Source organism: Geodermatophilus sp. SYSU D00696 (assembly GCF_054050235.1).
The window spans coordinates 1-24,644 of the sequence record NZ_JBJGYY010000014.1; the positions used below are offsets into that span (position 1 = coordinate 1).

Below are 24,644 nucleotides of genomic sequence, written 5' to 3' on the forward strand. Positions count from 1 at the left end.
GGGGCCTGGTTTCGTTTGGGCGGGCCCGCGCCCCCGCCCCCCCCCCCCCCCCCCCGCCGCGGCCGGCCGGGCCCGGCCCGGGGCGGGGGGCGGGGCGAGGGCCGGGTCGTGCCGGAGGACCGCCCGGTGCAGGCGCTGCAGCTCGGCGGCCGGGTCGACGCCGAGTTCGTCGGCCAGGCGCTCGCGGAGCGCCTGGTAGGTCGAGAGCGCCGACACCTGCCGCCCCGAGCGGTACAGGGCCCGCATCAGCTGGCCGCACAGCCGTTCCCGCAGCGGCTCCTGCTCGACCAGGTCCTGGAGCTCCCCGACGAGGGACGCGTGCCGGCCACAGGCCAGGTCGGCCTCGATCCGGTCCTCGACGGCCTGCCATCGGTCCTCGTCCAGGCGGCGGGCGTACGCGCCGAGGGCCTCCAGCTCGGCCAGGCCCACCAGTACCGGTCCCCGCCACAGCGCCAGCGCCTCGCCCAGCAGGTCGGCCGCCTCGGCATGAGCCCCCGCCGCCAGGGCGCGCCGGCCCTGCTCGACCAGGTGCCCGAACCGCTCGGCGTCGACCTGTCCCGCGCCGGTCCGCAGGACGTACCCCGGGCCCTGGGTCAGCAGGACGCGCCAGTGGTCAGGGCCCGCGGCACCACGGGCGTCGTCCGGGCTCCGGACGTCGGGCTCGATGACCGCCCGCAGCTGCGCGACGTAGGTGCGGAGGACCGCCGGCGCGGTGCGCGGTGGCCGACCGTCCCAGGCGGCCTCGATGAGCTGCTCGTGGGGAACGACCCGGCCGGCGTGCACCGCGAGGACCGCGAGGACCGCCTGGGGTCGCCGGCCGCCCAGCCGGACGACCCGTCCGTCCCGGACGACCTCCAGCGGACCCAGGATGCGCACCTGCAGGTCGACCGGTCCCGCTGCAGCCGGCGCTGCTCCAGATGGCCGTGCCTCGTGTGCCACCGGCGGCTCCCCCGGACCGCGGACCCGGGAACGGCACCACCGCGCGAGTGTCCGACGCCACGGCTGCGCAGTGCCCGGACCTGACCTGTGCAACTGCTCTGCACGAGGGGCCGAGGCTAACGGCCGCCGGGATCGGGCGGAACACGCTCGACCACGTCCCCGCTCGCGTGCACGACGACGCGGTCCTCCAGCGGCTTGGTGTCGACCTTCGCCTGCTCCGGTTGCGGGCCGGCAGCGCCGACGGTGGCGGCGGCCATCGCGGCGGCCAGGACGACGCGGACCCGGCGGCGCGCGGGGGCCTCCCGGTGGTCGTGCCGGTCCAGCGGATCTCACCGGGAGGCAACACCGGCCACGACGACGTCACCGGCGGCCGGCTGGGACCGGCCTGGGCGGCTCCGGCCCCGGCTCCCGAGAGGAGGACGGCGGACAGCAGGACGACGGCGATGCGGCGGATGCTCATGGCGTGAGCCTCCTGCCGCGGCGCAGAGCCGTCGCCGAGTCCGAGCGGCCCCCGCCGTCCTCGGCCTCTGCGACTCCTCTGCGCCGGCCCACGAGCCTGGTGGGCACCGGTGGGACAGGGTCCCGCCGCCGGACCCGGGAGGACGCCGTGACCGCGACCCGGACGCTGCACCTGCTGATCGCCGCCGTGCTGGTGGTGGCCGCGCTCACGGCGGCCGTCCTGCTGGCGTCGCCGGTGGACCGCCCGGCGGGAGGTGCCGACCCGGCGATCTGCGAGCCCGGCCAGCCGCGCCCGGGGTGCTACCCGGCGGAGGCCTGAGGGTCGGAGCTCACGGGGGGCCGTGCGCGTCCAGCCAGTCGACCATCGCCGACCGGGTGGCGGCGGAGAGCCGGTGCCAGTCGGCGAGCGGCACCCGCGGCACCCCGGCGGCCCGGCACGCGGCGGCCACCGCGCCGGGCGGCGCCTCGGGGTCCCAGGCCGGGTCCAGCACCACCGCCGGGAGGGCCGCCGTCGCGGTGAGCAGGTCGGCCAGCGTGTACCCCGGCCGGGCCTGCAGCAGCGGCTCGCCGCAGGTGGGCGCGGCCAGCACCATCCCGGCCGGCGGCACGTCCCCGGGTCCGGTGCCCAGGGCGGCCAGGTGCAGTGCCACCAGCGCCCCGGTGCCGTAGGCGGCGACCCAGGCCCGGTCGTGCCCGGTCGCCGCCGCCGCGACGGCGGCCACCGCGGCCGCGTCGGCGGTCATCCGGCCCAGCGGCGAGGAACCCGGCCCGGGCCGCTCGGCGTGCCGAGGGCCGCTGCCGACCGGGTCGTGGCAGGCGACCGCCCAGCCGGCCGCGGCCAGGAGCGCCGGCAGCGGCTCGGCCTGCTCGTACCCGGCCCGCCAGCCGGTCGCCGCGCACGGCGGGCCGAGCCAGAGCACCAGCCCGCGGCCGTCGCCCCCGCCCGGCGGGCGCAGCACGGTGACCGGCACGCCGTCGGGGGTCCGCAGCTCCCCCTCCCCCGCGACGCCGGCGGCGGTCCGGGCCGGGCCCAGCGCGGCGCGGACGGCGGCGCGCAGCTCCGCACCGCGGACCGGCCGCGGCCCCTGGCGCAGGCGGTCGGCCGGCCACGGGACCGGGGCCGCCTGCGCCGGCGCCCGCCCGGGACGGCGGGGCGGGCCGCCGAGCACCGACTGCGCCCAGTCCAGCTGGCCGGCCACCGCGGTCTCGTCGGCCCGGTGCCCGCCCGGGCGCAGCGCCAGCTCCAGGGCGTCGCCGCGGCCGAGCAGGGCCCAGGCCTCCCGCGCGGCGTCGACGGCGGCGCGGGCGGCCGGGACGCGCTCGACCGGGTCCTCGACCGCCACCGACACCAGCACCGGCCGCGGCGCGGCCAGCGCGAGCAGCTCGTGGGCATCGGTGGGCAGCCGGTGCTCCCGCCCGGCGAACCAGCGCAGCCGCGGGTGGTACCAGCCCGGGTAGTGCCGGGTGAGCAGCTCCACGCCCTCGCCGAAGTGCCGGTCGGTGCACAGCCGGGCGGGGATGGCGCCGAGGACGCCGCTGGAACTGGACACCACGCCGGCGAAGCGGTCGTCGAAGGCGGCGGCCAGCAGCGCGGTCTTGCCGTTGCGGCTGTGCCCGCCGACCAGCACCCGGCGGGCGTCCACCCCCGGCTGGTCCGCCAGCGCGTCGAGGACGCGGGACAGCGCCCACGCCCGCCAGGCCAGCCGGCCGGCGACGACCGAGGGGAAGACATGCTCGACGGCCTCGGTGTCGTCGTCGCCGTCCGCGGCCGACACCAGGCAGGCGCCCCACCCGCGGGCCAGCGCCGCCTCCGCCCAGGGCCCGTGGCTGGACTGCAGGAGGTAGACCGGGACGTCGCGGCGCACGCCGGCCGCGGGCACCGGCAGCAGCAGCCGCGCCCGCACCGACCAGCCCGCGCCGGCCGTGGACCCGCCGACCGTGAGCTCCCGGACCGCCACGCCGCCCGCCGTCCGCACGCGGTCCACGCGGACGGCCGTGCGGCCGGGCGCGGGCGGGAGGTCCCCGGTCAGCCAGCGGCGCCAGCGGGCGCGCAGCACCGCGCGCCGGGCCGGCCACCCGCCCGGTCCCGCGGGGCCGGCGGGCAGGCCCTCGACCGGCGACCACAGGCCGGTGCGCGCCGGCAGCCGGGCGAAGTCCGGCGCCAGGCCGCCGCCGGCCGCGAGCCACGCCTCGAAGGGCCCGCTCGGCGGCAGCACCCCGGCCAGCTCGGCGGTGTAGCGCCGCCGGCGCGCCGCGGCCGACCGCCGGGCGCTGGGCCGGTCGGGCACCACCTGCGTCATGCGCCCGCACGGTAGGACCGGGACGTGTCCGCCGGGGTGTCCCGCGTGTTGCGTCCGTGCTGCGGCGGGCGGGTGGTTCGCCGGGGACGGAGCGCGGGCACAGGGGCGCTGTGCGCGTGCTGCTGGTGATCACCGACGAGGACTGGTACGAGGACGCCGGCTACGCGGCCGCCTGGGTGCGGGCGCTGGAGGAGCAGGGCGCCGAGGTCGAGCGGCTGGCCCGGATCCCGGACGACTGGCCGGTCACCGGCCCGCCACCGGGCCGCTACGACCTGGCGATCGCGCACGTGCTGGTCGAGGAGGTGGTGGCCTACGCACCCACCTTCGCCCTGGCCACGCTGCTCGAGGCGGCCGGCGTGCCCCTGCTCAACCCCGTCACCTCGCTGGTCGCCTCGGCCGACAAGCTGGTGACCCACGCGGTGTGGGCGGCCGCCGGCGTGCCGCAGCCGGCCGCGTGGGACCTGGCGAGGGTCCGGAAGTGGCCGATGCCCGGGCGGCAGATGGTGCTCAAGCCCTCCCTCGGCGACGGCGCCCGCTACGTCGAGCTGGTCGGCGACCTCGACGCCGCCCGCGAGGTGGAGGCCGGCTGGCGGGAGCACGAGGCGGCCGGCGGCCACCGGCGCGGTGCGTCGCTGCTGCAGGAGTGGATCGCCGAGCCGGCGTGCGCGCGGGTCTTCGCCACGCCCACCACCACCTCCCTCGTCTACGAGAAGTCCCGGGAGGAGGGCGCGCTGGTCACCCACGGGACGGTGTACCCGCGGGTGTACGAGGCGCCGCCGGAGATGGCGCAGCTGGCACGGCGGGTGGTCGCCGCGCTCGGCGGGGGCCTGATGGGCGTCGACCTGCTGGTCGAGCCGGGCGGCCGGCTGCTCGCGCTGGAGGCCAACGCGCCCTTCGGCTTCGATGTCACCGACCCGCAGCAGGGACGGTGGGTGGCCCGCGCCGCCCTGGCCGTCGCGGAGCGCGCGGCCGCGGAGCGCGCGGCGGCGGCCGCGTGAGCCCCGAGGGCGGGCTCGACGAGGCACTGCTGCCCGGTGGCGGCGACCGGGCGCACGCGGCGGCGGCGCTGGCCGCCGTCCGCGCGTACGGCCCCGGCGCGCTGGCCGCGGACGTCGCCCGCGCGGCCGCCGACCTCGGCCTGGAGCACGGGCCCGCCGGGGAGTCCCACCCGTTCACGGTCGACCCGGTGCCGCGGGTGCTGGAGCGGGCCGAGTGGCAGGAGCTGGCTGCCGGCCTCACCCAGCGGCTCCGGGCGCTGGAGGCCTTCGTCGCCGACGCGCACGGCCCGCGCGAGGCGGTCCGCGCCGGCGTCGTGCCGGCCGCGGTGCTCGACACCAACCGTCACCGGACGCCGGGCCTGCCGCCGCCGCGGCGCTGGATCGGCATGGCCGGCCCCGACCTCGTCCGCGGTGCCGACGGCCGGCTCGTCGTCCTGGAGGACAACGTGCGGACGCCGACGCTGCTGGCCTACGCCCTGGCCGCGCGCGACCTCGTGGCCCCCCGCTTGGGCGTGCAGCCGGGACCGGCGCCGGTGCGGGAGGCCGCCGTCGCGGCGGTGCGGCGGATGCTCGCCGCCGCCACCGACGTCCCCGACCCGGTCGTGGCCGTGCTCGGGGACGGGCCGCGCAGCGCGGTGGCCTGGGAGATCGACCGGCTCGGGGAGATGGCCGGCGCGCCGGTCGTGCTGCCCGCGCAGCTGACCCTGCGCGGCGAGGACCTCCTGCTGCCCGACGGTCGCCGGGTGGACCTGCTCTGGCGGCGCACCAGCGAGGAGCGGCTGACCGGCGACGACGGCCGGCCCAACGAGCTCGGCGAGCTGCTGCTGCGCCCCCTGCGGGCCGGCACGGTGACCGTGGTCAACGCCTTCGGCACCGGCGTCGCCGACGACAAGCGCACCTTCCCCTACGTGGAGGACCTGGTCCGCTTCTTCCTCGGCGAGGACCCACGGCTGCGCTCGCAGCCGGCCTACGACCTCGGCGACCCGGCCGTGTGCCGGGAGGTCCTCGACCGGCTGCCCGAGCTGGTGCTCAAGCCGCGGTCCGGCTCGGGCGGGCACGGGGTGCTCATCGGCCCGCGGGCGGACGCCGACCGGCTCGAGCGCGCCCGCGCCGCCGTCCTGGCCGATCCCGGGGAGTGGATCGCCCAGGAGCCGGTGGCGCTGTCGACCCACCCCACGGTCGCCGACGGCGCGCTCGTGCCGCGGCACGTGGACTACCGGCCGTACGCGTTCTGCGCCGACGACGAGACGGTCGTGCTGGCGGGCGGCTTCACCCGGGTGTCCCTGACGGAGGGCGAGCTGGTGGTCAACGCCTCGCAGGGCGGCGGCGGCAAGGACACCTGGGTGGTCGGCTGAGGAGGACGGCGCTCCGACCGAGGGTCGAAGTGCCCTGGAACGGCTCGCCCCCGCGGTGCTTGGCTGGCTGGTACGGGGGCCAGATCGGCAGGGCCGCCGCTGCCCGCGATCGCGGCCGCGGACCGCCGGTGCCCCAGGGCACGCGTCGTCGACGGGCCGGATCCGGTGACCGCGGGCGCGGTTCCGGTGCCGTGCCCGACCGGCACCCCGGCGGCCCTCGCCAGGCCGTGCACCACTCCACGAGAGGCCACGCCGATGGGCACCACGCTGCCGGCCTTCACGCCGCTGGAGGACAGCCTGTTCGTGACGCTCGACTCCCGGGCACTCGACAGCCGCTCCCCGCACCCGATCCTGGGGGACACCCTCGCCGACGAGGTCGTCCGGGGGCTCGACCACGACGTCGGCCGGCGGCGCATCGACGCCAACCTGGTCAGCACCTGCGCACTCCGCGCCAAGCGCATGGACGAGGTGGCGGCGGGGTTCCTGGCCCGCCACCCCGACGGCGTCGGGCTCGACCTGGGCGCCGGCCTGGACACCCGGTGGGCGCGGATCGCCCCGCCGGCGACGGTCGACTGGTACGACGTCGACCTCCCCACCGTGGCCGCCTTCCGGGAGTCCGCGATCCCCTCGCGCGCGCAGACCCGTGTCATCGCGGCGGACGTGCGGGACGAGGGCTGGCTCGACGCCGTCCCCTCCGACCGGCCGGCCGTGGTCGTCGCCGACGGTCTGATGGGGTTCCTCGACGGGGCGGAGGTGTCCGCCCTGCTCGACCGGCTGGTCGGCCACTTCCCCTCCGGGGAGATCGCCTTCAACAGCTACTCCCGCTTCGCGGTCTGGGCGACCCGGCACGTCCCCGGCACCAAGGCCGTCTCCGGGCTCCTCAGGTTCCCGGGCATCGACGACCCGCACGAGTTCGAACGCTGGAACCCGCGCCTGCACCTGGTCCGGGAGATCCTGCTCAGCAGGGAACCCGAGGTCGCCCTGTTCCCACCGCTGCTGCGCACGTACTACCGGCTGTCGTCGCACAGCACGGCCTGGTCCCGCAGGGGGACGATCGTCCTGCACTACCGCTTCTGACGACTCGGGGCCGCTCCCTGCTCGGCGAGGGACCGCGGCGGCGCTCCCGGCCCGCCGACGGGGCCGGGTCGTGCCCCGTTCGGCGCGCCGGCAGCCGTGCGCCAAGATGGCGGGCGTGTGACGGCGGTCATGCCGCCACAGGTCAGGCTCGGGGTGCGCCGATCCTCTCGGCCGCCCGGAGCCGCACGCCCCGGAGGCCGCCATGGCCACAGCCCCGGATCCGCCCTCGACCGTGCCGACGAGCCCCCGCGACACCGGCTCCCCGCCGCACCACTCCGGGGGACGCAGACCCCGGCCACCTCCGCCGACGCGGCCGCGCCGTCCGACCCCGCCCGTCCCGTCGCACCGGAGGACCCAGATGACCCTCACCGCCCCCAGCACCGCCGTCACCCACCCGTTGTCCCGGCTGACCGCCGAGGAGATCACCGCCGCGACCGCGATCGTCCGCGACGCGGGCCTGGTGATGGAGAGCAGCACGTTCGTCTACGTCGGGCTGGAGGAGCCCCACAAGCGCGACGTCCTGGCCTGGCGCCCCGGCGAGCCGGTCGAGCGGCGGGTCCGCGCGCTGCTGCTCGACCGCGCCACCGGCAACGGCCGCGACCTGGTCGTGTCGATCACCGGCGGCACCGTCGTCGAGGACCGCGAGATCGACGGCATCGCCGACGGGCAGGTGCCGATCCTCGACGCCGAGTTCGAGGCGATCGAGCCGATCCTCGCCGCGGACGAGCGCTGGGTCGCGGCGATGGCCGAGCGCGGCCTCGACGTCGCGGAGGTCCGCGCGGTGCCGCTGTCGGCCGGGTCCTACTTCCCCGACGAGTTCGGTCACCGGATCGTGCGGGTGCTCGGCTTCCACCAGGCCGACGAGTCCGACCTGCCGTGGGCGCACCCGGTCGACGGCGTCGTCGCCTACGTCGACGTCACCCGCGGCATCACCACCGCCGTGCACGACCACTACGACCTGCCGGTCCCCGCCGAGCGCGCCGACCTCGACCAGGCGACCCACCCCTCCCCGGTGCGCGACCTCAAGCCGATCGAGATCACCCAGCCCGAGGGCCCGAGCTTCACCGTCGACGACGACGTCGTGCGCTGGGCCGGCTGGGAGTTCCGGGTCGGCTTCGACGCCCGCGAGGGCCTCGTGCTCCACCAGCTGTCCGTCGACGGCCGCTCGGTCGTGCACCGCGCCTCGATCGCGGAGATGGTCGTGCCCTACGCCGACCCCTCCCCCGTGCGGTTCTGGCAGAACTACTTCGACGTCGGCGAGTACCTCTTCGCCCGGTACACCAACTCCCTGGAGCTCGGCTGCGACTGTCTCGGGGAGATCCACCACCTCGACGCCACCCTGGCCGACGAGGACGGCGCACCGCGGACCATCCGCAACGCGATCTGCCTGCACGAGGAGGACTACGGCGTCGGCTGGAAGCACACCGACCTGTTCAACGGGATGGCCGAGACCCGCCGCTCCCGCCGCCTGGTGATCAGCTTCTTCACGACCATCGGCAACTACGACTACGGCTTCTACTGGTACCTCTACACCGACGGCACCATCCAGCTGGAGAGCAAGGCCACCGGCATCGTGTTCACCTCGTCCTACCGCGGGGAGGAGCACCCCTACGCCACCGAGGTCGCCCCGGGGCTGGGGGCGCCGTTCCACCAGCACCTGTTCTCCGCCCGGCTGGACATGGCGGTGGACGCGGCCGACGGGTCCGGCAACACCGTCCACGAGGTGGACGCCGTCCGGCTCCCGATGGACGAGGACACCAACCCCTACGGCAACGCCTTCACCCGCCGGCTCACCCCGCTGACCCGGGAGTCGGAGGCCCAGCGGCTCACCGACGCCACGGTCGGGCGCACCTGGCACGTGGTCAACCCGTCCAAGACCAACCGGCTCGGCCAGCCGGTGGGGTACGCACTGCACCCGCTGAACGCGCCGGTGCTGCTCGCCGACGAGCGGTCCTCGATCCACGCGCGGGCCACGTTCTCGACCCGGAGCCTGTGGGTCACCGAGTACGACCCGGCCGAGCGCTATCCGGCCGGCGACTTCGTCAACCAGCACCCCGGCGAGGGCGGGCTGCCGTCCTTCGTCGCCGACGACGCCTCCCTCGAGGACACCGACGTCGTCCTGTGGCACACCTTCGGGCTGACCCACTTCCCGCGCCCGGAGGACTGGCCGGTCATGCCGACCGACTACTCGGGCTTCACCCTCAAGCCGGTCGGCTTCTTCGACCGCAACCCGGCGCTCGGGGTGCCCGGGTCGGCGTCGTCGCACTGCGCCGGCGAGGGCGGCCACGGCGCGTGACGACCGTTCCGACGGCTGCCGTCGCCGCCCGGCCGGGGGTGCCCGCCCTCGGCCGGGCGGCCGCCGGACTCGCGGTGGCCTCGGCGCTGCGGCGCTGACCCCGGACGCCTCCCGCTCCGGACCGGGCTAGCGTCCGGACCGGAGAGGGAGGCGTCATGGCGATCGAGGACGGCGTCCGCGAGATCGAAGCGGGTGTGGCGACGGACTTCAGCGGGCGGATGGACTACGGGAGCTACCTCGGCCTCGACGAGCTGCTGTCCGCGCAGCACCCGATCAGCGCCCACCACGACGAACTCCTGTTCGTCATCCAGCACCAGACCACCGAGCTGTGGCTGAAGCTCGCGCTGCACGAGCTGCGCGCGGTCCGCTCCCACCTCGACGCCGACGACGTCCGCCGCGCACGCAAGGGCCTGGCCCGGGTCAAGCACGTCTTCCGCACCATCACCGACCAGTGGTCGGTCCTCGCGACCCTCACGCCCAGCGAGTACACGCAGTTCCGGGGCGTCCTGGGCAACGCGTCGGGCTTCCAGTCCTACCAGTACCGCGCCGTCGAGTTCGTCCTCGGCAACAAGAACGGGCGCATGCTGGCGGTGTTCGAGTCCCGGCCGCACGCGCACGCCATGCTGGCCGACCTGCTCGACACCCCGACGGTCTACGACGCCTTCCTGCGCTTCCTGGCGCGCGCCGGCCACCCGGTCCCCGAGCACGTCCTGCACCGGGACGTGCGCCGGGCGTGGGTGCAGGAGGAGTCGCTGCTGCCGGTCTTCCAGGCGGTCTACGAGGACACCGACACGCACTGGGCCGAGTACGCGACCTGCGAGGACCTCGTCGACCTCGAGGACGCCGTCCAGCTGTGGCGCTTCCGCCACCTGCGGACCGTGCAGCGGACGATCGGCTTCAAGACCGGCACCGGCGGGAGCTCGGGTGTGGACTTCCTCCGCCGCGCGCTGGACCTGACCTTCTTCCCGGAGCTCTACGCGGTGCGGACCCGGATCGGCGCCTGAACCGCGCGCGGGACCGTCCGCGGCCCGGCGGTCACAGCTGCAGGACGGCCGCGGCGGCCAGGTAGGCCGCGGCCACGCCCTCCGGGTCGTGCAGGTCCCCGGGGTCCGAGGCCACCGCCCGCGCCCGCGCGCGCACCGAGGCACCCGGGTCCCCGGCGACCAGGTCGGCGCACAGCCCGGCGACGACGGCCCGCGCGTCGTGGTCGTCCAGCCCGTCGAGGGCCAGGCCGTCGTGGAGCAGGGTCGCGGCCTCGGTGAACACCTCGCGCGCCGCCTCGGGGTCGACCTCGGGCCGCTCCCTGGCCACGGCCTCCGCGGTGGCCAGGAACGGCTCGTACAGCGGGGCCACGTCCCCGGGCGGCATGCCGCGACGCTCCCAGGGCACCCCGCCTCCCGGCAACCGGGTTCGGCGCCCCGCCGGAGGACCTGCGGTCAGGGGATCTGGGCCGGGATGCGCCGGCCCTCGACGAGCACGCACAGGTGCTGGAGGCCGGCGATCGACGCGGCCTGCAGCAGCGGCAGCCGCACGAACACCAGGCCGAGCGGCCCCAGGAAGGCGGCGAAGAGCCAGACCGAGGTCGCCAGGCAGAGCAGCCGCCGGCCGGAGCTGCGGGCGTCGCGGCCCCGCCCCGCGAGGGGCAGCGCCGCCACGGCGAAGGCGGTCCCCAGGACGATGGTCAGCAGCGCGGCGCTCTGCGCGCCGCCCAGCCACTGGGCGGGGAGGACGCCCAGCACGGCCGCCGCGATCGCCACCGACCACCACAGCCGGCCGGCGCGGTGGCCGCTCCCCGGGCCGGCCGGCTCGTAGCACTCCAGCTCGGTCGGCGGGTGCTCGGCCAGCATCCGGGACCGGTCCCGGTGGACGGCGACCGAGGGGTGGTTCCGGCGGACCCGCTCGGCGAGCTCCTCCGGCACGGCCGCCGACAACCACAGGGCCTCGATCCGGCAGTGCTCGGCGCGCAGCCCGCGGGTCCCGGCGATGACGTGCCCCCAGCAGGAGACCACCGCGAGGACGTGGCGGCTGCGCGGGTGGTCACCGACCCACTGCTCCCCGCCGAAGGCGTAGAACCCGCAGGTGCACTCCGGGTCGGGGCTGGGGTGCGGTGGGCGGTCCTGCTTCAGGCAGCGCGCGGTGTTGACACCGTCGTGCCAGGGACCGGCCGAGAACAGGGGGTACAGGACGCCGTCCGGACCGATCCGGAAGGTGCGCAGTGCCCTGATCTGACCCACCTGCGGCTCGAAGCCGCCGTAGGGGTCCACCGCGGCTACCTCGAGGGAGACGGTTCCCGGTGCGGCTCAGGTCGCTCCGGCGCGGCCGGTTCGGGGGTCGGCCCGGGCACGGGCAGGACCTCGATCCGGCGGACTTCCTTGCCGATGTTGCCCATGGCAGGAGCGTAGGGACCCTGACCCGTGTCCCGGGCGACTTCCGGCGCGGCGATCTGCACGGAACGGCTGACGGTGGCCGGCTCCCGCACCGTCCGCCGTGCGCTCAGAGGGTCGCCCGGGAGGTCGCTGCCGGGTGACCGCCGGCGTGCGACCGCGGGTCGAGCCCGGCCGCGGTGGTCGTGAACGCCGTGTCGAACACCGCACACCGACGCCCGGCGTCCATGACGTCCGGGCCGATGGCGGTGAGGTCCTGCGGCGTCGGGGCGAGGACGCGGACGCGACTGCCCCTCGCGGTCAGCCGGCCGACCTCCCGCTCGAGGCGCCCGGTGGCGTACCGGCGCAGGCCGCTCTCGAGGCGGGCGACGGCGCCGCGACGCGGATCGGCACCCGCGAGGGCCATCGGCGCGGTCCCTGGCCTGAGCAGGCTCTCGGCCGCGGGGGATGCGGGACGTCCGTCGGGCCGAGAGGCGATCCGGGCGGTCCCCGGCTCAGGTCACCCGGCCCGCGGGCACGTCCGCCGGACCCCGCCCGACCCCGCCGGACGTCAGGTCCGCCAGGAAGTCCTCGGCGAACCGCCGGACGCCGTCCCACTCCGTGTACACGTAGTCGCGGGAGACGTCCGTACCGAGGTGGCCGGGCTTCTCGCTCGCGATCTTCTTCATCAGGTGCCGCTTGAGGAACCCGTACTGCGTGTAGAGCAGGGCGCCGCCGAAGAGGGCGATCCTCGCCGGGCGCCAGCCCGTCCCGCGCTCGAACTCCTCGACGTAGCCCTGGGCCTCCTCGGGGTCCCCGTGCGCGGCGAGGCTGACGGAGAACAGCGCCGACGGCAGCCGTTCGAGCGCGGCCCGGTTCTCCCGCACGTAGTCGACGGCGTGGCCGTCGTGCTTCCCCATGTGGACCGAGGCCCCCACGATCACCCCGTCGTACCCGTCGGGCACAGCAGCCTCGGACCGCCTGATGTCGGCGGTGTCCGCCTGGTGCCCGTGGGCCCGCAGCACGTCGGCGATGTAGTCCGCGATCCTCGCCGTCTGCCCCTCCCCGGTCGAGTAGGGGACGTAGATCCTCGCCATGACGGCCACCACCTCTGCACCCAGGACGTCCGGTCGGCGGGACCGTCGCGGTCGCGACGGCTCCCTGCGTTGCAGGGTCCGGCGTGCGGCGCGCCCGGCGTAGGGGCGAAGGCCACGGCCCGGTGAGCCGTCCGGTCCAGCCCGACGAGGGGAGCGCCGGAGAGCGGGACGATGGTCCGACCCGGGTGTGCCCCAGGACTCCTGCCGGCCCCCGCGCCGACCGGACACGCTCCGGTACCTGACGACAGTCCGGCGGGGCCCGGTCCCGCTGCCGGGCGGAGGGGGTGCGCGGTGACCTGCACCGGACCGATGAGCGGGCGGCCCGTGCCGGCGGAGCCGTGGTGATCCGGATCGGCGGCGAGGTGAGCATCGCCCGCCCGCCGGACGAGGTGTTCGACGTCCTCGCCGATCCCCGCAACGAGCCCCGCTACAACCCGCGCGTCCTGCGGGCCGAGAAGACCACCCCCGGCCCGATCGGGGTCGGCACACGGTTCCGTCAGACCGTCGCCGGCCTGGGCCGGCGCGGCGAGACGACGACCGAGCTGACCGGCTACGAGCGGCCGCACCGGCTGGCCTTCCGGATCCGGATGGCGGCCATGGACGTCGACGGGGAGGAGACGTTCGACCCGGTGGATGGCGGCACCCGGGCCCGCTGGTCCTGGGACATCCGGCCGCGCGGGGCCTGGCGTGCGGCGGCTCCGCTGCTGGGTGCCGGCGGGGCCCGGCTCGAGCGGCGGGTGTGGGCCCGCCTCGGGCAGTACCTGGAACAGACGCCGGACCGGTGGCCTCCCCCGCCCGGACGGCGGGGACCGGCAGAGGTCGCCCGCGACGTGCACGCCGTCGCGCTCGGCCCCGGGGTGCTCGCCTCGAACGCCTACCTGGTCCGCTCCGGCGACTCGTGGGTGCTCGTCGACACCGGCTGGGCCGGCGACGCGGAGGCCGTCCGGCAGGCGGCGGAGTCGCTGTTCGGCCCCGGCGCGCGTCCGACGGCGATCCTGCTCACCCACGTCCACCCCGACCACTCCGCCGGAGCGGGCGACCTCGCCCGTGCCTGGCGGGTGCCGGTGTACCTCCACCCGGACGAGCTGCCCATGGCCGCCGGGAGGTACCTGCCCGAGTTCGACATGCCGCTGGACCACTGGGTGGTCGTGCCGGTCGTGCGCCTGCTGCCGGCCCGCGCGCGGGCCCGCATCGAGGCGGCCGGGGACATCACCGACGTCGCCCGGCCCCTCGACCCCGACGGCGTCGTCCCCGGGCTGCCCGACTGGGAGTGGATCGCCGCGCCCGGGCACACGCCCGGCTCCGTCGCGTTCCTGCGCCGGGGCGACGGCGTCCTGGTCTCCGGCGACGCGCTGGTGACCGTGGACCTGGACTCGGTCCCCGGTGCGCTCTCGGGCCGGCAGCGGCTCGCCGGGCCGCCCTGGTACACGACCTGGGACCGGCCGACGGCGCTGCGCTCGATCGCGGCGCTGGCCGCGCTCGAGCCCCGGGTGCTGCTGCCCGGACACGGGTACCCGCTCAGGGTCGGGACCGCGGAGGCCCTGCGCGCGTTCGCCCTCGACGCCCGCGACGGCCCCCGGCGGAGGATCGACCGCCTCGTCGTGCCGCTCGGCGACCCCCGGGCGCACCGCTACCGGCCGCCACCCCGGTGGTACGCGCGGCTGCAGTGGCTGGGACACGTGCTGACCGCCCTCGGGCTCAGTCCGGGCTACGTGGTCACCCTCGAGGTGCCCGGCCGCCGCAGCGGGGTGGTCCGGCGCACCACCCTGGTCCGGGCCGAGCACCACGGTGCCGGCCACCTGGTCTCCCTCACCGGCGACTCGGAGTGGGTGCGCAACGTGCGGGCGGCCGGGGGCCGGGTCGTGCTGGCCCGCGGCGGGCGGCGCCGGGCGGTGACGCTGGCCGAGGTGCCCGTCGGGGACCGCGCTCCGGTGATCCGCTCCTACGTGCTGCGGGCGGGACGACGACCGGGCACCGCGGCGGTCGCCCGCGAGGCGCGGGCGTTCTTCGGCGTCGGACCCGACCTCGCCGTCGACGAGATCGCCGCCGTCGCCGACCGGTTCCCCGTCTTCCGCGTGGTGCCGGGCGCCGGCTCCGCGGCCCGGCCGGACGCGCCGCCCGCCCGACGCCGGTCAGGTGCCGGTCAGTGAGCCCGCGTCCAGCCGCGGCGCCGCGGTCAGCGCGTCGGTCAGCAGGGCGACGAGCGTCTCGAGCTGGACGTCGGCCGACGAGGTGACCTCCTCGTCCGACCCGTCGAGCGCCCGCGCGGCCAGCCCGGCCTTGCTGTCGATCAGCTCGGCGATGCGGGCGTCGAGGGTCTGCGCGGCGATGACCCGCCACGCGGTGACCGGCTCGGTCTGGCCGATCCGGTGGCTGCGGTCGATGGCCTGGGTCTGCTCCGCGTCGGTCCACGACAGCTCGGCGAGCACGACGTTCGACGCGACCTGCAGGTTCAGGCCCACGCCGGCGGCGGTCAGCGAGCAGACCGCGACGGCGACGCCGGGGTCGTTGACGAAGGCGTCGATCTGCCTCTGCCGCGCCGAGGGCGTCTGGTCACCGCGGATGGACGAGTACCGGACCCCCTGCCGCGCGAGGGTCTCCTCGGCGGCGTCCATGACGTCGACGTGCTTGGCGAAGAAGACGACCTTGCCCGCGCTGCGGGCCAGCTGGGCCGCGTAGTCGGCGGCGAGGCCGGCCTTCGCCCGGCCGATGCGCCGCATCATGCCGAACACGTTCTCGCCCGTGCCGGTGCTCGCGTCCTTCAGCTCCGCCCGGGCCACCCGGCGCACCAGCTCCCGGTCGATGCCGCCGTCGAGCTCCTCGACACCGGCCGCGCGGTTGGCCAGCGCGGTCTCGTAGCGCGCCACCATCCGGCGGGCCAGCTCCTCCTCCGCCGCCCGGACCGACCGGCCGGCCGGCCCGTCGAGCTCGACGGGCAGGTCGGCGATCCGGCGGGCGGGGATGTCGGCGGCGACGTCGACCTTGCGGCGCCGCACGATCCCCCGGTCGACGACGCACCGGCGGGCGGCGGCGTAGAAGCCGGGGTCGGCCGGCGTCAGGCCGGTCTCCTCGAGCGCCTCCAGGAGCTCACCGCGCGGCCCTGACTCGTCGATCCAGCCGAGGAACTGCCAGATGGCCCGGAAGTCGTCGATGTCGTTGATCAGCGGCGTGCCGGTGAGGGCCATGAGCAGGGGCTGCGCGGTGCGCGACCGGATGCGCTCGGACAGCCCGAGGACGTGCTGCGACCGCTGCGAGGTCTTGTTCTTGATGAAGTGCGCCTCGTCGATGACCATCCCGCGGAACCCGAAGTCGCCGAGCCAGCCCACGTGGCGGTCGAGCACCTCGTAGTTGACGACGACGATGTCGGCGAAGCCGTCGACCGCGTCGCCGTCGCCCTGGACCACGGTGGCCGGGTGCCCGGGGGTCCAGCGTCCGGCCTCGCGCGCCCAGTTGGTCTTGACGACGTTCGGCACGACCACGAGCAGCGGGTAGGCGTCGGCCGCCTCGGCGGCGAGCAGCGCCTGCGCCGTCTTGCCGAGACCGGGCTCGTCGGCGAGCAGGAAGGTGCGGTGGCCGGCCGCGGCCGCGGCGACCAGCCGGGCCTGGTGCGGCATCAGCTCGAGGCCGGCGGGCCCGCGGCGCGACGTCGGGACGGGCAGGTCCATGACCGCCGCGTTGCCGTCGCCGGCGCGCTCGAAGGAGTTCAGCAGCGGGCCGGTCAGCTCCCAGCCGGCCAGCCGCCGGGGCCGGACCGGGCGCGACGGGACGGCGGAGAAGTCGGGCGCGAGGAAGGGGTTGGCCAGCTGCCGGGAGACCACCGACTGCGGCACCACGCGGCGCTCGGGCGGGGCGGGCGCCGCGGCGGGCTCCGCCGGCGGGGCCTCCTCGGGGGCGGGCTCGATCCCGGCGGCCTCGAGCAGCTCCCGGGACAGCGCCCGCGCCTCGTCGGAGACGACGGCGTCGTCGGCCAGCAGCGCCAGCAGCCCGGTGTCGCGGACGGCGGTCGTGGCGAGGATGGTCGCGATGCCGTCCAGCCGCTTGAGCTGCTCGGCCCGCCGGCTCTCGCTGAGGTCGGCCGCCCGGACGCGGGCCCGCTGGTCGCGCAGCACCAGGGCGACGGCCTGGAACGTCGCCCGCACCGAGGGCGTCACGCGGCCGCGCCGGGCGGCCGCCTCCACCTCGCGGACGGTCCGGGCAAGTTCGGCGACGACGTCGCCGCGCTGCCGTCCCCGGCGCTGGTCGCGCGGGGTGGATCGGCGGGCGGCGGTCTGGCGCCGGCCTGGTCGGGCCACGGACTCCTCCTCTGGCTGCCGGGCACGGGTGCCCGGCAGCACGCTGCACGGTCCCGCCGGTGCCGGCGGGGGCGTCCCGGCGACGGGACCCGGTGCCCCGGTCGCCGGTCCGCGGATCCCCCGGGGATCGACGCGTGGACGAAGCGGGCGACCACGGCACGGGGGACGTCGCCGGACGACCCGCTGCGGCCCGGTGGTCGGCACCTCGCCGGGGTCAACGCCTGCGACGGCGCACTGCTTCCCCCCACTGTGCCATCCCGGAGGAGGAACCGGTGTGGTCGGCTCCCGGGCGCGCGGAGACGATGGTCGCACCCAGACGCCCCGGGAGGACCGGATGCCGGCACCGCTGCCCCCGCTGCCGACGATGATCGTCGGCAGCCTGCCCCAGCCCGACTGGCTCATCGACCGGGAGCGGCTGGGACACCGGTTCCCCCCGCGGGTGCGCGCCCGGGAGCTGTGGCGCATCCCGCCGCAGCACCTCCAGGAGGCCCAGGACGACGCCACGCTGGCGGCCGTGCGGGCCCAGGAGGAGGCCGGGCTGGACGTGGTCACCGACGGCGAGATCCGCCGGGAGTCCTACTCCAACCACTTCGCGACGGCGCTCGGCGGCCTCGAGCTCGACCCGCCCGGCACGGTGCGCAACCGGTCGGGGATCGAGATCCCGGTGCCCCGGGTGACCGGCGAGATCCACCGGCCGTCCCCGGTCCAGGTGGACGACGTCCGGTTCCTCCGCGCGCACACCGACCGCGCGGCCAAGATCACCGTGCCCGGGCCGTTCACGATGGCGCAGCAGTCGCAGGACGAGCACTACCGCGACGACCGGGCGCTGGCGATGGCCTACGCCGACGTCGTCCGCCAGGAGATCGCCGACCTGTTCGCCGCCGGCGCCGACGTCGTCCAGGTGGACGAGCCGTGGCTGCAGGCGCGTCCCGAGGTGGCCCGCCGTTTCGGCGCGGAGGCGGTGACCCGGGCCGTGGCCGGCGCCGCCGGCCCGGTGCACGTGCACCTGTGCTTCGGCTACGCGGCGATGGTCTCCGAGCGGCCGGCGGGCTACTCCTTCCTGCCCGAGCTGGCCGACACCCCGGCCGACACGATCTCGGTCGAGACGGCGCAGTCGCGGCTGGACCCCGCGACCCTGCGGCCGCTGCGGGGCAAGGGGATCGCGCTCGGCGTCCTCGACCTGTCGACCCCCGAGGTGGAGACCCCGGAGACGGTCGCCGAGCGGGTGCGGCGCGCGCTGGACCACGTCGACGTGGACCGGCTCGTGCTCTCCAGCGACTGTGGGCTCAAGTACCTCCCGCGGGCGTCGGCCGCCGGGAAGATGCGCGCCCTCGCGCAGGCGGCGGCGCTGCTGCGCGCCGAGCTCTGAGAGCGGCAGCGGCCCGCGGCACGGGGCATGATCGCCCCGTGGCGGAGGGCCGGGTCGGCGACCCCGAGGACGTGCGCGCGGTGCTGGCCGCCGAGGACCGCCGCTACCGGGCCATGCAGGACGCCGACCTGGCGGTGCTCGCGGACCTCTGCGCCGACGAGCTGAGCTACGCCCACTCCAGCGGCGCCCGGGACACCAAGGACGAGTACCTGGGCAAGGTGCGCTCGGGCTACTACGTCTACCGCCGCATCGACCACCCGGTGGAGCGGGTGGCCGTCGTCGGCGACAGCGCGCTCGTCGTCGGCCGGATGACCGCGGACCTCGACGTCGACGGCGTGCCCAAGACGATCGACAACCTGGCCCTCGCCGTGTGGACGCGGGCCTCGGGGCGGTGGCGGCTGCTGGCCTACGCGCCGACGCCGCTGCCGGCCTGAGCCCCGGCCCGCGCCGTCGGCTGGAGCACGAAGTCGTACCGGGCCTCGAGCCACGGCTCGGCCGAGGTGCCGCCGTCCGGGGTCTCTCCGGGCTCCCGCTCCTCGAACCGGACGACCAGCTCGGCCTTGGTGCCGAACACGACGTCGCTGTCGAGGTACTGCGCGCCCTCCTGGAACAGGTGGGTGATCAACGGCTCGTAGCCGGGCACGTCCAGCAGGAAGTGCACGTGCGCCGGCCGGAAGTGGCTGATCTCCGTCCGCGCGATGAGCTCCCCCACCGGCCCGTCCATCGGGATCGTGTAGCCCAGGGGCGCGACGGTGCGCAGGCAGTAGCTGCCGTCCTCGCGGGTCCGGTACTTCGCGCGCAGCCGGGCCTCGTCGACGTCGGCGTGCTGCGACTCGTAGAGCCCCTCGTTGTCGGCCTGCCAGACGTCGAGCACCGCCCCCGGCACGGGCGCGCCGTCGAGGTCGGTGACCACGCCGGAGACGAACAGCGGCGTGCCGGGCAGGCCCTGGGACATGTCGGCGCCGTACCCGAGCTCCGGCGATCCCTCGACGTGGAACGGGCCGAGCACCGTGGCCGGCGTGGCCCGGGGGTCGAGCCGGTGGTTCATCTGGACGACCAGCATCGACAGGCCGAGCACGTCGGAGGCGAGGATGAACTCCTCGCGCTTGGCGTCGCTGATCTGCCCGGTGCGGGTCAGCCACTGCACCGCCGCCATCCACTCCGCCTCGGTCAGCCGGACCTCGCGGGCGAAGGCGTGCAGGTGCCGCACGAGCGCCGTCAGGAGCTCGGCCGTGCGGGGGTCCCTGGCCGTGGCCCAGCGCTCCACGGCCAGGTCGGTGATGTTCTCCTCGGTGACCAGCTGCACGGTCGCCTCCTCCTCGGGGACCGCGGGCGGCGGGCGCCGTCCGCGCGGTGGGTGGTTCAGGGCGTCATGACCAGCCGCACGCCCGCCTGCCCGGACGCCTGCCGGTCCCAGGCCTCGGCGACCCGCGCGAGCGGGAGCACCTCGTGGGCGACGGCGAGCCGGCCGGCCGCCGCGTGGCCGGCCACCGCGGTGACGGCGTCGCGGCGCTCGTCGGCGGTCAGGTGGTTGTTGGTGTAGCCGAGCACCGACGCCGACCGGCTGCGCAGCTCGGCCGAGGAGAACTGCGCGACGTCGCCACCGGACCCGCCGAGGTTGACCAGCCGCCCGCGGACGGCCAGCACCCGCGCGGCGGCGGTCGCGGCCGTGCCGAACACCGGGTCGACCACGACGTCGGCCCCGGCCCCGAGGGCGTCGCGCAGCCGGGCGGTCAGCTCGTCGACGTCGCCGCCCGGCGCGAGCACCTCGTCGGCGCCGGCCCGGCGGGCCCGCTCCCGCGCCTCCGGCGACCGGGCCAGCGCGACCACCCGGCCGGCGCCGAGCAGCCTGGCCGTGCCGACCGCGGCCTGCCCGACCGCTCCCCCGCCGCCGAGGACGAGCACGGTCTCGCCGGCCCGCAGCCGGGCCCGCTCGGTGAGCACCACCCAGGCCGCGACCCCGGACATCCCCAGGGCGGCGAGCGCGGCGTCGTCGACGTCCGCGTCGATCGGCACGACGTCCTCGTCGGGGACGACGCACTCCTCGGCGAGGCTGCCGTCCCCCGGCCGCATCCCGGCGGTGGTCGAGACGAACACGCGGGTGCCCTCGGCCAGCACCGCCGAGCGCCGCACCACGCCGACGCCCTGCACGCCGGGGACGTAGGGGGTGGCCGGGCGCCCGAAGTACGAGGCGCCCGACGCGCACAGCTGGTCGAGCGGGACGATCGGCGCCGCGGTCACCGCGACCAGCGTCTGCCCGGCCGCCGGCACCGGGTCGGGGTGCTCGGCGTACGCGGGGGTGCCGCCGGGCCGGGTCAGGACCGCCGCGTTCACGCCGGCGGCTCCCGGTCGCCGGGGTCGACGTAGACCGCGTTGCGGTCGACCGCGAGGTAGGCGTCCATGCCGATCGGCCGGCGGCGCTCCTCGGCGATGTGCCCGAGCAGGCCGGCCGCGCGGGCCAGGAGGGCGACGCCGCGCAGCATCTCGACCGGCAGGCCCAGGTCGGCCAGGGCGGCGCCGCAGACCCCGGCGCCGTTGAGCGGCAGCCGCCGGCCGAGGACCTGCTCGTGCACCCGGCCGACCGCCTCGAACAGGCGCAGGTGCGGCCCCCGCAGCCCCTCCTCCTCCGCGATGCGGACGAGCACCGCGGTGCGCGGGTCGTGCACCTTGTGCACCGGGTGGCCGAGGCCGGGAACGAGGCGGCCGGCCGCCCGCGTGGCCCGCACCGCCTCCAGCGCCAGCGCGTCCCAGCCGTCGTCGTCGGTGGGCAGCGGCCCGTCCTGCGCCTCGAGGACCGTGTGGAGGAAGACCCCGCAGTCCTCGGTGACGCCGAGGAACCGGGAGCCGCCGCCCAGCAGCCCGGCGGCCAGCGCCCCCTGCAGGGAGTCCGGCGCCGACAGGTAGGTCAGCCGGGTGGCGATCGCGGTGGGCGTGAAGCCGTGGTCGGCGAGGGCGACGAGCACCGCCTCGAACACGCGGGTCTCGGCCGGCGTGGGACGGCGGGTGCTCAGCAGCCAGAACGCCAGCTCGCCGAAGCCGACCCGGCCCATGAGCTCGGTGGTGAGGTCCCGGCCGAGCAGCCGGATCTCGTCGGCGGTCGACGTCCCGAGGGACGTCGGGAACGAGAGCCCGTCACCGCTCATGCCGATGCCTCCTCACCGGCGGGCTCCGCCAGCCACCGGCGGATCTCCGCGCCGTGCTCGTCGAGGGCCGGCGGTGGCAGCCGGTACTCCGCCGCGGTCGCCGAGAAGGTGATCGGGTTGCGCACCGAGGGGACGGCGGCCGCGCCCTCCCCGGCGCTGACCACCGGATCGAGGCCGATCTCCTCGGCGAAGGCCACGCCCTGGTCGATGGTGTTGATCGGTCCGCACGGCACCCCCGCGCCGATGATGTCGCGGAACCAGTCCGCCTTCGAGCGGGTGCGCAGCCGCTCGACCAGCAGCGGGCGGAGCTGGTCGCGGTTGGCCGTCCGGTCCTCGTTGCGGGCGAACCGCGGGTCGTCGACGAGCCCGGGGACCCCGAGCACCTCGCAGAGCCGGCGGAACTGGCCGTCGTTGCCCGCCGTGACGATGAGCTCCCCGTCGGCGCAGGGCAGGGGCTCGTAGGGGAACAGGCTGGGGTGGCTGTTGCCCATGCGGAAGGGGACGACCCCGCCCGCGACGAACGCGCTCGTCTGGTTCACCAGGCCCGACAGGGCCGACGACAGCAGGTTCACCTCCACGTGCTGGCCCTCCCCCGTCTCGTGGCGGTGGTTGAGCGCCGCGAGCACCCCGATCGTGGCGTGCAGACCGGCCATGACGTCGAAGAGCGCCACGCCGGCCCGGTACGGCTCCCCCTCGGGGTCGCCGGTCAGGCTCATGAACCCCGAGATGGCCTGCACGATGAGGTCGTAGCCCGGCAGCGACCGTCCCCCCGGCGCGCTGCCGAACCCGCTGATGGACGCGTAGACGACCCGCGGGTTCTCCGCCGCGACGCTGGCGTGGTCGAGGCCGAAGCGGGCCAGTCCGCCGGGCTTGAAGTTCTCCACGAGCACGTCGGCCCGCCGCGCCAGCTCCCGCGCGAGGGCGGCGTCGCCGGGGTCCTTCAGGTCCAGGGCGACCGAGCGCTTGTTGCGGTTGACGCCGAGGTAGTAGGTCGACACGCCGTCCCGGACCGGGGGCTGCCAGGTGCGGGTGTCGTCCCCGCGCGGCCCCTCGACCTTGACCACCTCGGCGCCGAGGTCGGCCAGCAGCATCGTGGCGTAGGGGCCGGCGAGGACCCGCGAGAAGTCGGCCACGAGGAGGCCCGCGAGCGGCCCGCGGGGCGCCGGGTCGGGGGGTCTCAACGTCATCGGTCGGGCTCGCCTCTCGTCCGGGGACTCCGCGATGCGGACGTGCGTCCGGGCCGGAGTCTGCGGGCCACGACCGGCCCTGTCAACGGGCTGTGGCCCTCCGTCACGGGCCGCCGCCCGACCTTGACACGTGGTCGGTATCACACCAGAGTGACGCCGCCCGGACCGGTGGCCGCCAGACGGACAGCGGTCCGGTCGCCCCCCACCGTCCGAGGAGGAGACGATGAGCATGTCCGGTGCTGCCAGCGGCGACGGGGCCGGTGTCCCCGTGGCCGGCCGTCCGCTCGTGTTCCGCGGCGGCACCGTCCTGACGGTGGACGACGCCGCGACGGTCCTGCGGGACACCGACGTGCTCGTCGTCGACGACCGGATCGCCGCGGTGGGACACCGGCTGGACGTCCCCGAGGGCACCGCCGAGGTCGACGCCTCGGGCGGCATCGTCATGCCGGGCATGATCGACACCCACCGGCACATGTGGCAGACGGCGATGCGCGGCTACGGCGCCGACTGGACGCTCACCCAGTACTTCGTCTGGTACTACCTCGAGCACGGCCGGAGGTTCCGGCCGCAGGACATCGCGGCGGGCAACCGGCTCGCGGCGATCGAGTCGCTCGACGCCGGCGTCACCACCACGGTCGACTGGTCGCACAACCTGCACACCACCGACCACGCCGAGGCCGCGATCGAGGCGCTCCGGTCGGTGCCCGGCCGGTTCGTCCTGGCCTACGGCAACATCCAGGCCGGCCCGTGGGAGTGGAGCGCCGACCCGGCCGTCCGCTCGATCCTCGAGCGGCTGCGCGACGCCGGCGACGACCGGATGGGCGTGCAGATGGCGTTCGACGTCACCGGCGACCCCGCCTTCCCGGAGCGGGCGGCGTTCGAGGTGGCCCGCGACCTCGGCATCCCGGTCACCACGCACGCCGGTGTGTGGGGCGCGACCAGCGACACCGGCATCCAGCAGATGTACGACGGCGGGTTCATGACCCCGGAGACGACGTACGTGCACGCCTCGACGCTGACCCGCGACAGCTACCAGCGGATCGCGGCCACCGGCGGGTCGATCTCGGTGGCGACCGAGTCCGAGTGCAGCGCCGGCCAGGGTCACGCGCCCACCGAGCAGGTGCTGCAGTACGGCATCCCGGTGTCGCTGTCGATGGACACCAGCGTCTGGTGGAGCGGCGACATGTTCTCCGCCATGCGCGCCACGCTCAACGCCGACCGCATGGCCGAGCACCTCACCGCGCACCTCCGGGGCGAGACCATCACCCACCTGCGGCTGCGGGCGGCGACGGTCCTGGAGTGGTGCACCCGCGGCGGGGCGCACACCATCGGCCGCGACCGCGACCTGGGCAGCGTCGAGGCCGGCAAGAAGGCCGACCTGGTCCTCGTCAAGAACGACGACTCCCCCGTCTCCTTCCCGCTGCTCAACCCGGTCGGCCACGTGGTGTTCCAGGCCCAGCGCGGCGACGTGCACACCGTCGTCGTCGACGGCCGGGTGGTGAAGTACGACGGCAGGCTGGTCGGGATCGACCTCGCCGCGATGCGCCGCGAGATCGAGGACACGGTCGGGTACCTGCAGGCGGAGTGCGGCGAGGAGGTCTGGGAGGCCGGGATGTTCCCGGAGGCGCCGGAGGCCGAGCAGTCGATCCTCGAGAACCCCTACCAGTACACCGACTTCAAGGACGAGTCGAAGCGGGCCGGCGGCGAGGAGCGCGTCCTCGGGCGGTGACCGCCCCGGACCGGTGACGCGCCCCGGCGGGGCGCACCGC

The 24,644-nt window shown here is 76.4% G+C and carries 23 protein-coding genes; 11 read left to right on the forward strand and 12 right to left on the reverse strand.

Annotated elements, in window-relative coordinates:
• Positions 1 to 876 (reverse strand): AfsR/SARP family transcriptional regulator (locus ACI79O_RS10715; protein WP_456914102.1); only part of this gene is annotated, 876 nt, incomplete at its 3' end.
• Positions 877 to 1,055: 179 nt separating this feature from the next.
• Entirely contained in the window at positions 1,056 to 1,196 is a 141-nt protein-coding gene (locus ACI79O_RS10720; RefSeq protein WP_456914103.1) for a hypothetical protein, read from the reverse strand.
• 48 nt (positions 1,197 to 1,244) lie between these two features.
• Between ACI79O_RS10720 and ACI79O_RS10725 the strand changes: the two genes are divergently transcribed.
• Both ACI79O_RS10725 and ACI79O_RS10730 read left to right on the forward strand, forming a co-directional pair.
• Positions 1,245 to 1,406, forward strand: coding sequence for a hypothetical protein (locus ACI79O_RS10725; protein ID WP_456914104.1), 162 nt, complete (start codon positions 1,245 to 1,247; stop codon positions 1,404 to 1,406).
• A 140-nt stretch (positions 1,407 to 1,546) separates the two neighbouring features.
• Positions 1,547 to 1,717 carry a hypothetical protein gene (locus ACI79O_RS10730; protein WP_456914105.1) on the forward strand — a complete coding sequence of 57 codons (171 nt, stop codon included), beginning with the start codon at positions 1,547 to 1,549 and terminating at the stop codon, positions 1,715 to 1,717.
• 10 nt (positions 1,718 to 1,727) lie between these two features.
• Here ACI79O_RS10730 and ACI79O_RS10735 read toward each other — a convergent pair whose 3' ends face one another.
• Positions 1,728 to 3,698, reverse strand: coding sequence for a glucuronyl esterase domain-containing protein (locus tag ACI79O_RS10735; RefSeq protein WP_456914106.1), 1,971 nt, complete (start codon positions 3,696 to 3,698; stop codon positions 1,728 to 1,730).
• A 116-nt stretch (positions 3,699 to 3,814) separates the two neighbouring features.
• Between ACI79O_RS10735 and ACI79O_RS10740 the strand changes: the two genes are divergently transcribed.
• The 5 genes from ACI79O_RS10740 (at position 3,815) to ACI79O_RS10760 (ending at position 10,428) form a co-directional block, all read left to right on the forward strand.
• Positions 3,815 to 4,696 (forward strand): ATP-grasp domain-containing protein, encoded by an 882-nt coding sequence (locus tag ACI79O_RS10740; RefSeq protein ID WP_456914107.1) that lies wholly within the window; start codon positions 3,815 to 3,817, stop codon positions 4,694 to 4,696.
• Complete coding sequence (locus ACI79O_RS10745; RefSeq protein WP_456914108.1) at positions 4,693 to 6,051, forward strand: circularly permuted type 2 ATP-grasp protein; 1,359 nt, start codon at positions 4,693 to 4,695, stop codon at positions 6,049 to 6,051. The genes ACI79O_RS10740 and ACI79O_RS10745 overlap by 4 nt, the downstream gene beginning before the upstream one ends.
• 255 nt (positions 6,052 to 6,306) lie before the next feature.
• The gene (locus tag ACI79O_RS10750; RefSeq protein WP_456914109.1) at positions 6,307 to 7,128 is read left to right on the forward strand and encodes a class I SAM-dependent methyltransferase; all 822 of its coding nucleotides are present in this window, start codon (positions 6,307 to 6,309) and stop codon (positions 7,126 to 7,128) included.
• Between the two features lie 358 nt (positions 7,129 to 7,486).
• On the forward strand, positions 7,487 to 9,424 hold the full coding sequence (locus ACI79O_RS10755; RefSeq protein WP_456914110.1) for a primary-amine oxidase: 1,938 nt from the start codon (positions 7,487 to 7,489) through the stop codon (positions 9,422 to 9,424).
• Between the two features lie 155 nt (positions 9,425 to 9,579).
• On the forward strand, positions 9,580 to 10,428 hold the full coding sequence (locus ACI79O_RS10760; RefSeq protein WP_456914111.1) for a tryptophan 2,3-dioxygenase: 849 nt from the start codon (positions 9,580 to 9,582) through the stop codon (positions 10,426 to 10,428).
• A gap of 31 nt (positions 10,429 to 10,459) precedes the next feature.
• On the opposite strand, the gene ACI79O_RS10765 is transcribed toward ACI79O_RS10760, so the two are convergent.
• The 4 genes from ACI79O_RS10765 to ACI79O_RS10780 all read right to left on the reverse strand — a co-directional run bounded on the left by ACI79O_RS10765 (position 10,460) and on the right by ACI79O_RS10780 (position 12,884).
• Positions 10,460 to 10,792: a hypothetical protein gene (locus ACI79O_RS10765; RefSeq protein WP_456889569.1), complete on the reverse strand. Its 333-nt coding sequence runs from the start codon at positions 10,790 to 10,792 to the stop codon at positions 10,460 to 10,462.
• Positions 10,793 to 10,860: 68 nt separating this feature from the next.
• On the reverse strand, positions 10,861 to 11,688 hold the full coding sequence (locus ACI79O_RS10770; RefSeq protein ID WP_456914112.1) for a hypothetical protein: 828 nt from the start codon (positions 11,686 to 11,688) through the stop codon (positions 10,861 to 10,863).
• Positions 11,689 to 11,917: 229 nt separating this feature from the next.
• A complete protein-coding gene (locus ACI79O_RS10775; RefSeq protein WP_456889566.1) occupies positions 11,918 to 12,214 on the reverse strand; it encodes a hypothetical protein in 297 nt (98 codons plus the stop codon).
• 88 nt (positions 12,215 to 12,302) lie between these two features.
• Positions 12,303 to 12,884 (reverse strand): flavodoxin domain-containing protein, encoded by a 582-nt coding sequence (locus ACI79O_RS10780; protein ID WP_456914113.1) that lies wholly within the window; start codon positions 12,882 to 12,884, stop codon positions 12,303 to 12,305.
• Positions 12,885 to 13,225: 341 nt separating this feature from the next.
• On the opposite strand from ACI79O_RS10780, the gene ACI79O_RS10785 reads away from it, so the two are divergent.
• Positions 13,226 to 15,034, forward strand: a complete 1,809-nt coding sequence (locus ACI79O_RS10785; RefSeq protein ID WP_456914114.1) for a nitroreductase/quinone reductase family protein — start codon at positions 13,226 to 13,228, stop codon at positions 15,032 to 15,034.
• Here the strand turns inward: ACI79O_RS10785 and ACI79O_RS10790 are convergent.
• Complete coding sequence (locus ACI79O_RS10790; protein WP_456914115.1) at positions 15,017 to 17,176, reverse strand: DEAD/DEAH box helicase; 2,160 nt, start codon at positions 17,174 to 17,176, stop codon at positions 15,017 to 15,019. The two genes, ACI79O_RS10785 and ACI79O_RS10790, sit on opposite strands and share 18 nt — an antisense overlap.
• Before the next feature lie 334 nt (positions 17,177 to 17,510).
• On the opposite strand from ACI79O_RS10790, the gene ACI79O_RS10795 reads away from it, so the two are divergent.
• Entirely contained in the window at positions 17,511 to 18,545 is a 1,035-nt protein-coding gene (locus tag ACI79O_RS10795; RefSeq protein WP_456889556.1) for a uroporphyrinogen decarboxylase family protein, read from the forward strand.
• A gap of 38 nt (positions 18,546 to 18,583) precedes the next feature.
• Positions 18,584 to 18,979, forward strand: a complete 396-nt coding sequence (locus ACI79O_RS10800; protein ID WP_456889554.1) for a nuclear transport factor 2 family protein — start codon at positions 18,584 to 18,586, stop codon at positions 18,977 to 18,979.
• On the opposite strand, the gene ACI79O_RS10805 is transcribed toward ACI79O_RS10800, so the two are convergent.
• The 4 genes from ACI79O_RS10805 to ACI79O_RS10820 are packed head-to-tail and all read right to left on the reverse strand — an operon-like array spanning position 18,952 to position 22,875.
• Entirely contained in the window at positions 18,952 to 19,851 is a 900-nt protein-coding gene (locus tag ACI79O_RS10805; protein WP_456889552.1) for a dioxygenase family protein, read from the reverse strand. The two genes, ACI79O_RS10800 and ACI79O_RS10805, sit on opposite strands and share 28 nt — an antisense overlap.
• Positions 19,852 to 19,907: 56 nt before the next feature.
• Complete coding sequence (locus tag ACI79O_RS10810) at positions 19,908 to 20,879, reverse strand: zinc-binding dehydrogenase (RefSeq protein ID WP_456914116.1); 972 nt, start codon at positions 20,877 to 20,879, stop codon at positions 19,908 to 19,910.
• Positions 20,876 to 21,688: a citryl-CoA lyase gene (locus tag ACI79O_RS10815; protein WP_456914117.1), complete on the reverse strand. Its 813-nt coding sequence runs from the start codon at positions 21,686 to 21,688 to the stop codon at positions 20,876 to 20,878. The genes ACI79O_RS10810 and ACI79O_RS10815 overlap by 4 nt, the downstream gene beginning before the upstream one ends.
• Positions 21,685 to 22,875, reverse strand: a complete 1,191-nt coding sequence (locus ACI79O_RS10820; protein ID WP_456914118.1) for a CaiB/BaiF CoA transferase family protein — start codon at positions 22,873 to 22,875, stop codon at positions 21,685 to 21,687. Before ACI79O_RS10820 ends, ACI79O_RS10815 begins: the two co-directional genes overlap by 4 nt.
• Before the next feature lie 229 nt (positions 22,876 to 23,104).
• Here ACI79O_RS10820 and ACI79O_RS10825 point away from each other — a divergent pair, with 229 nt between their 5' ends.
• Entirely contained in the window at positions 23,105 to 24,604 is a 1,500-nt protein-coding gene (locus ACI79O_RS10825) for an amidohydrolase family protein (RefSeq protein WP_456914119.1), read from the forward strand.
• Positions 24,605 to 24,644: the final 40 nt, after the last annotated feature.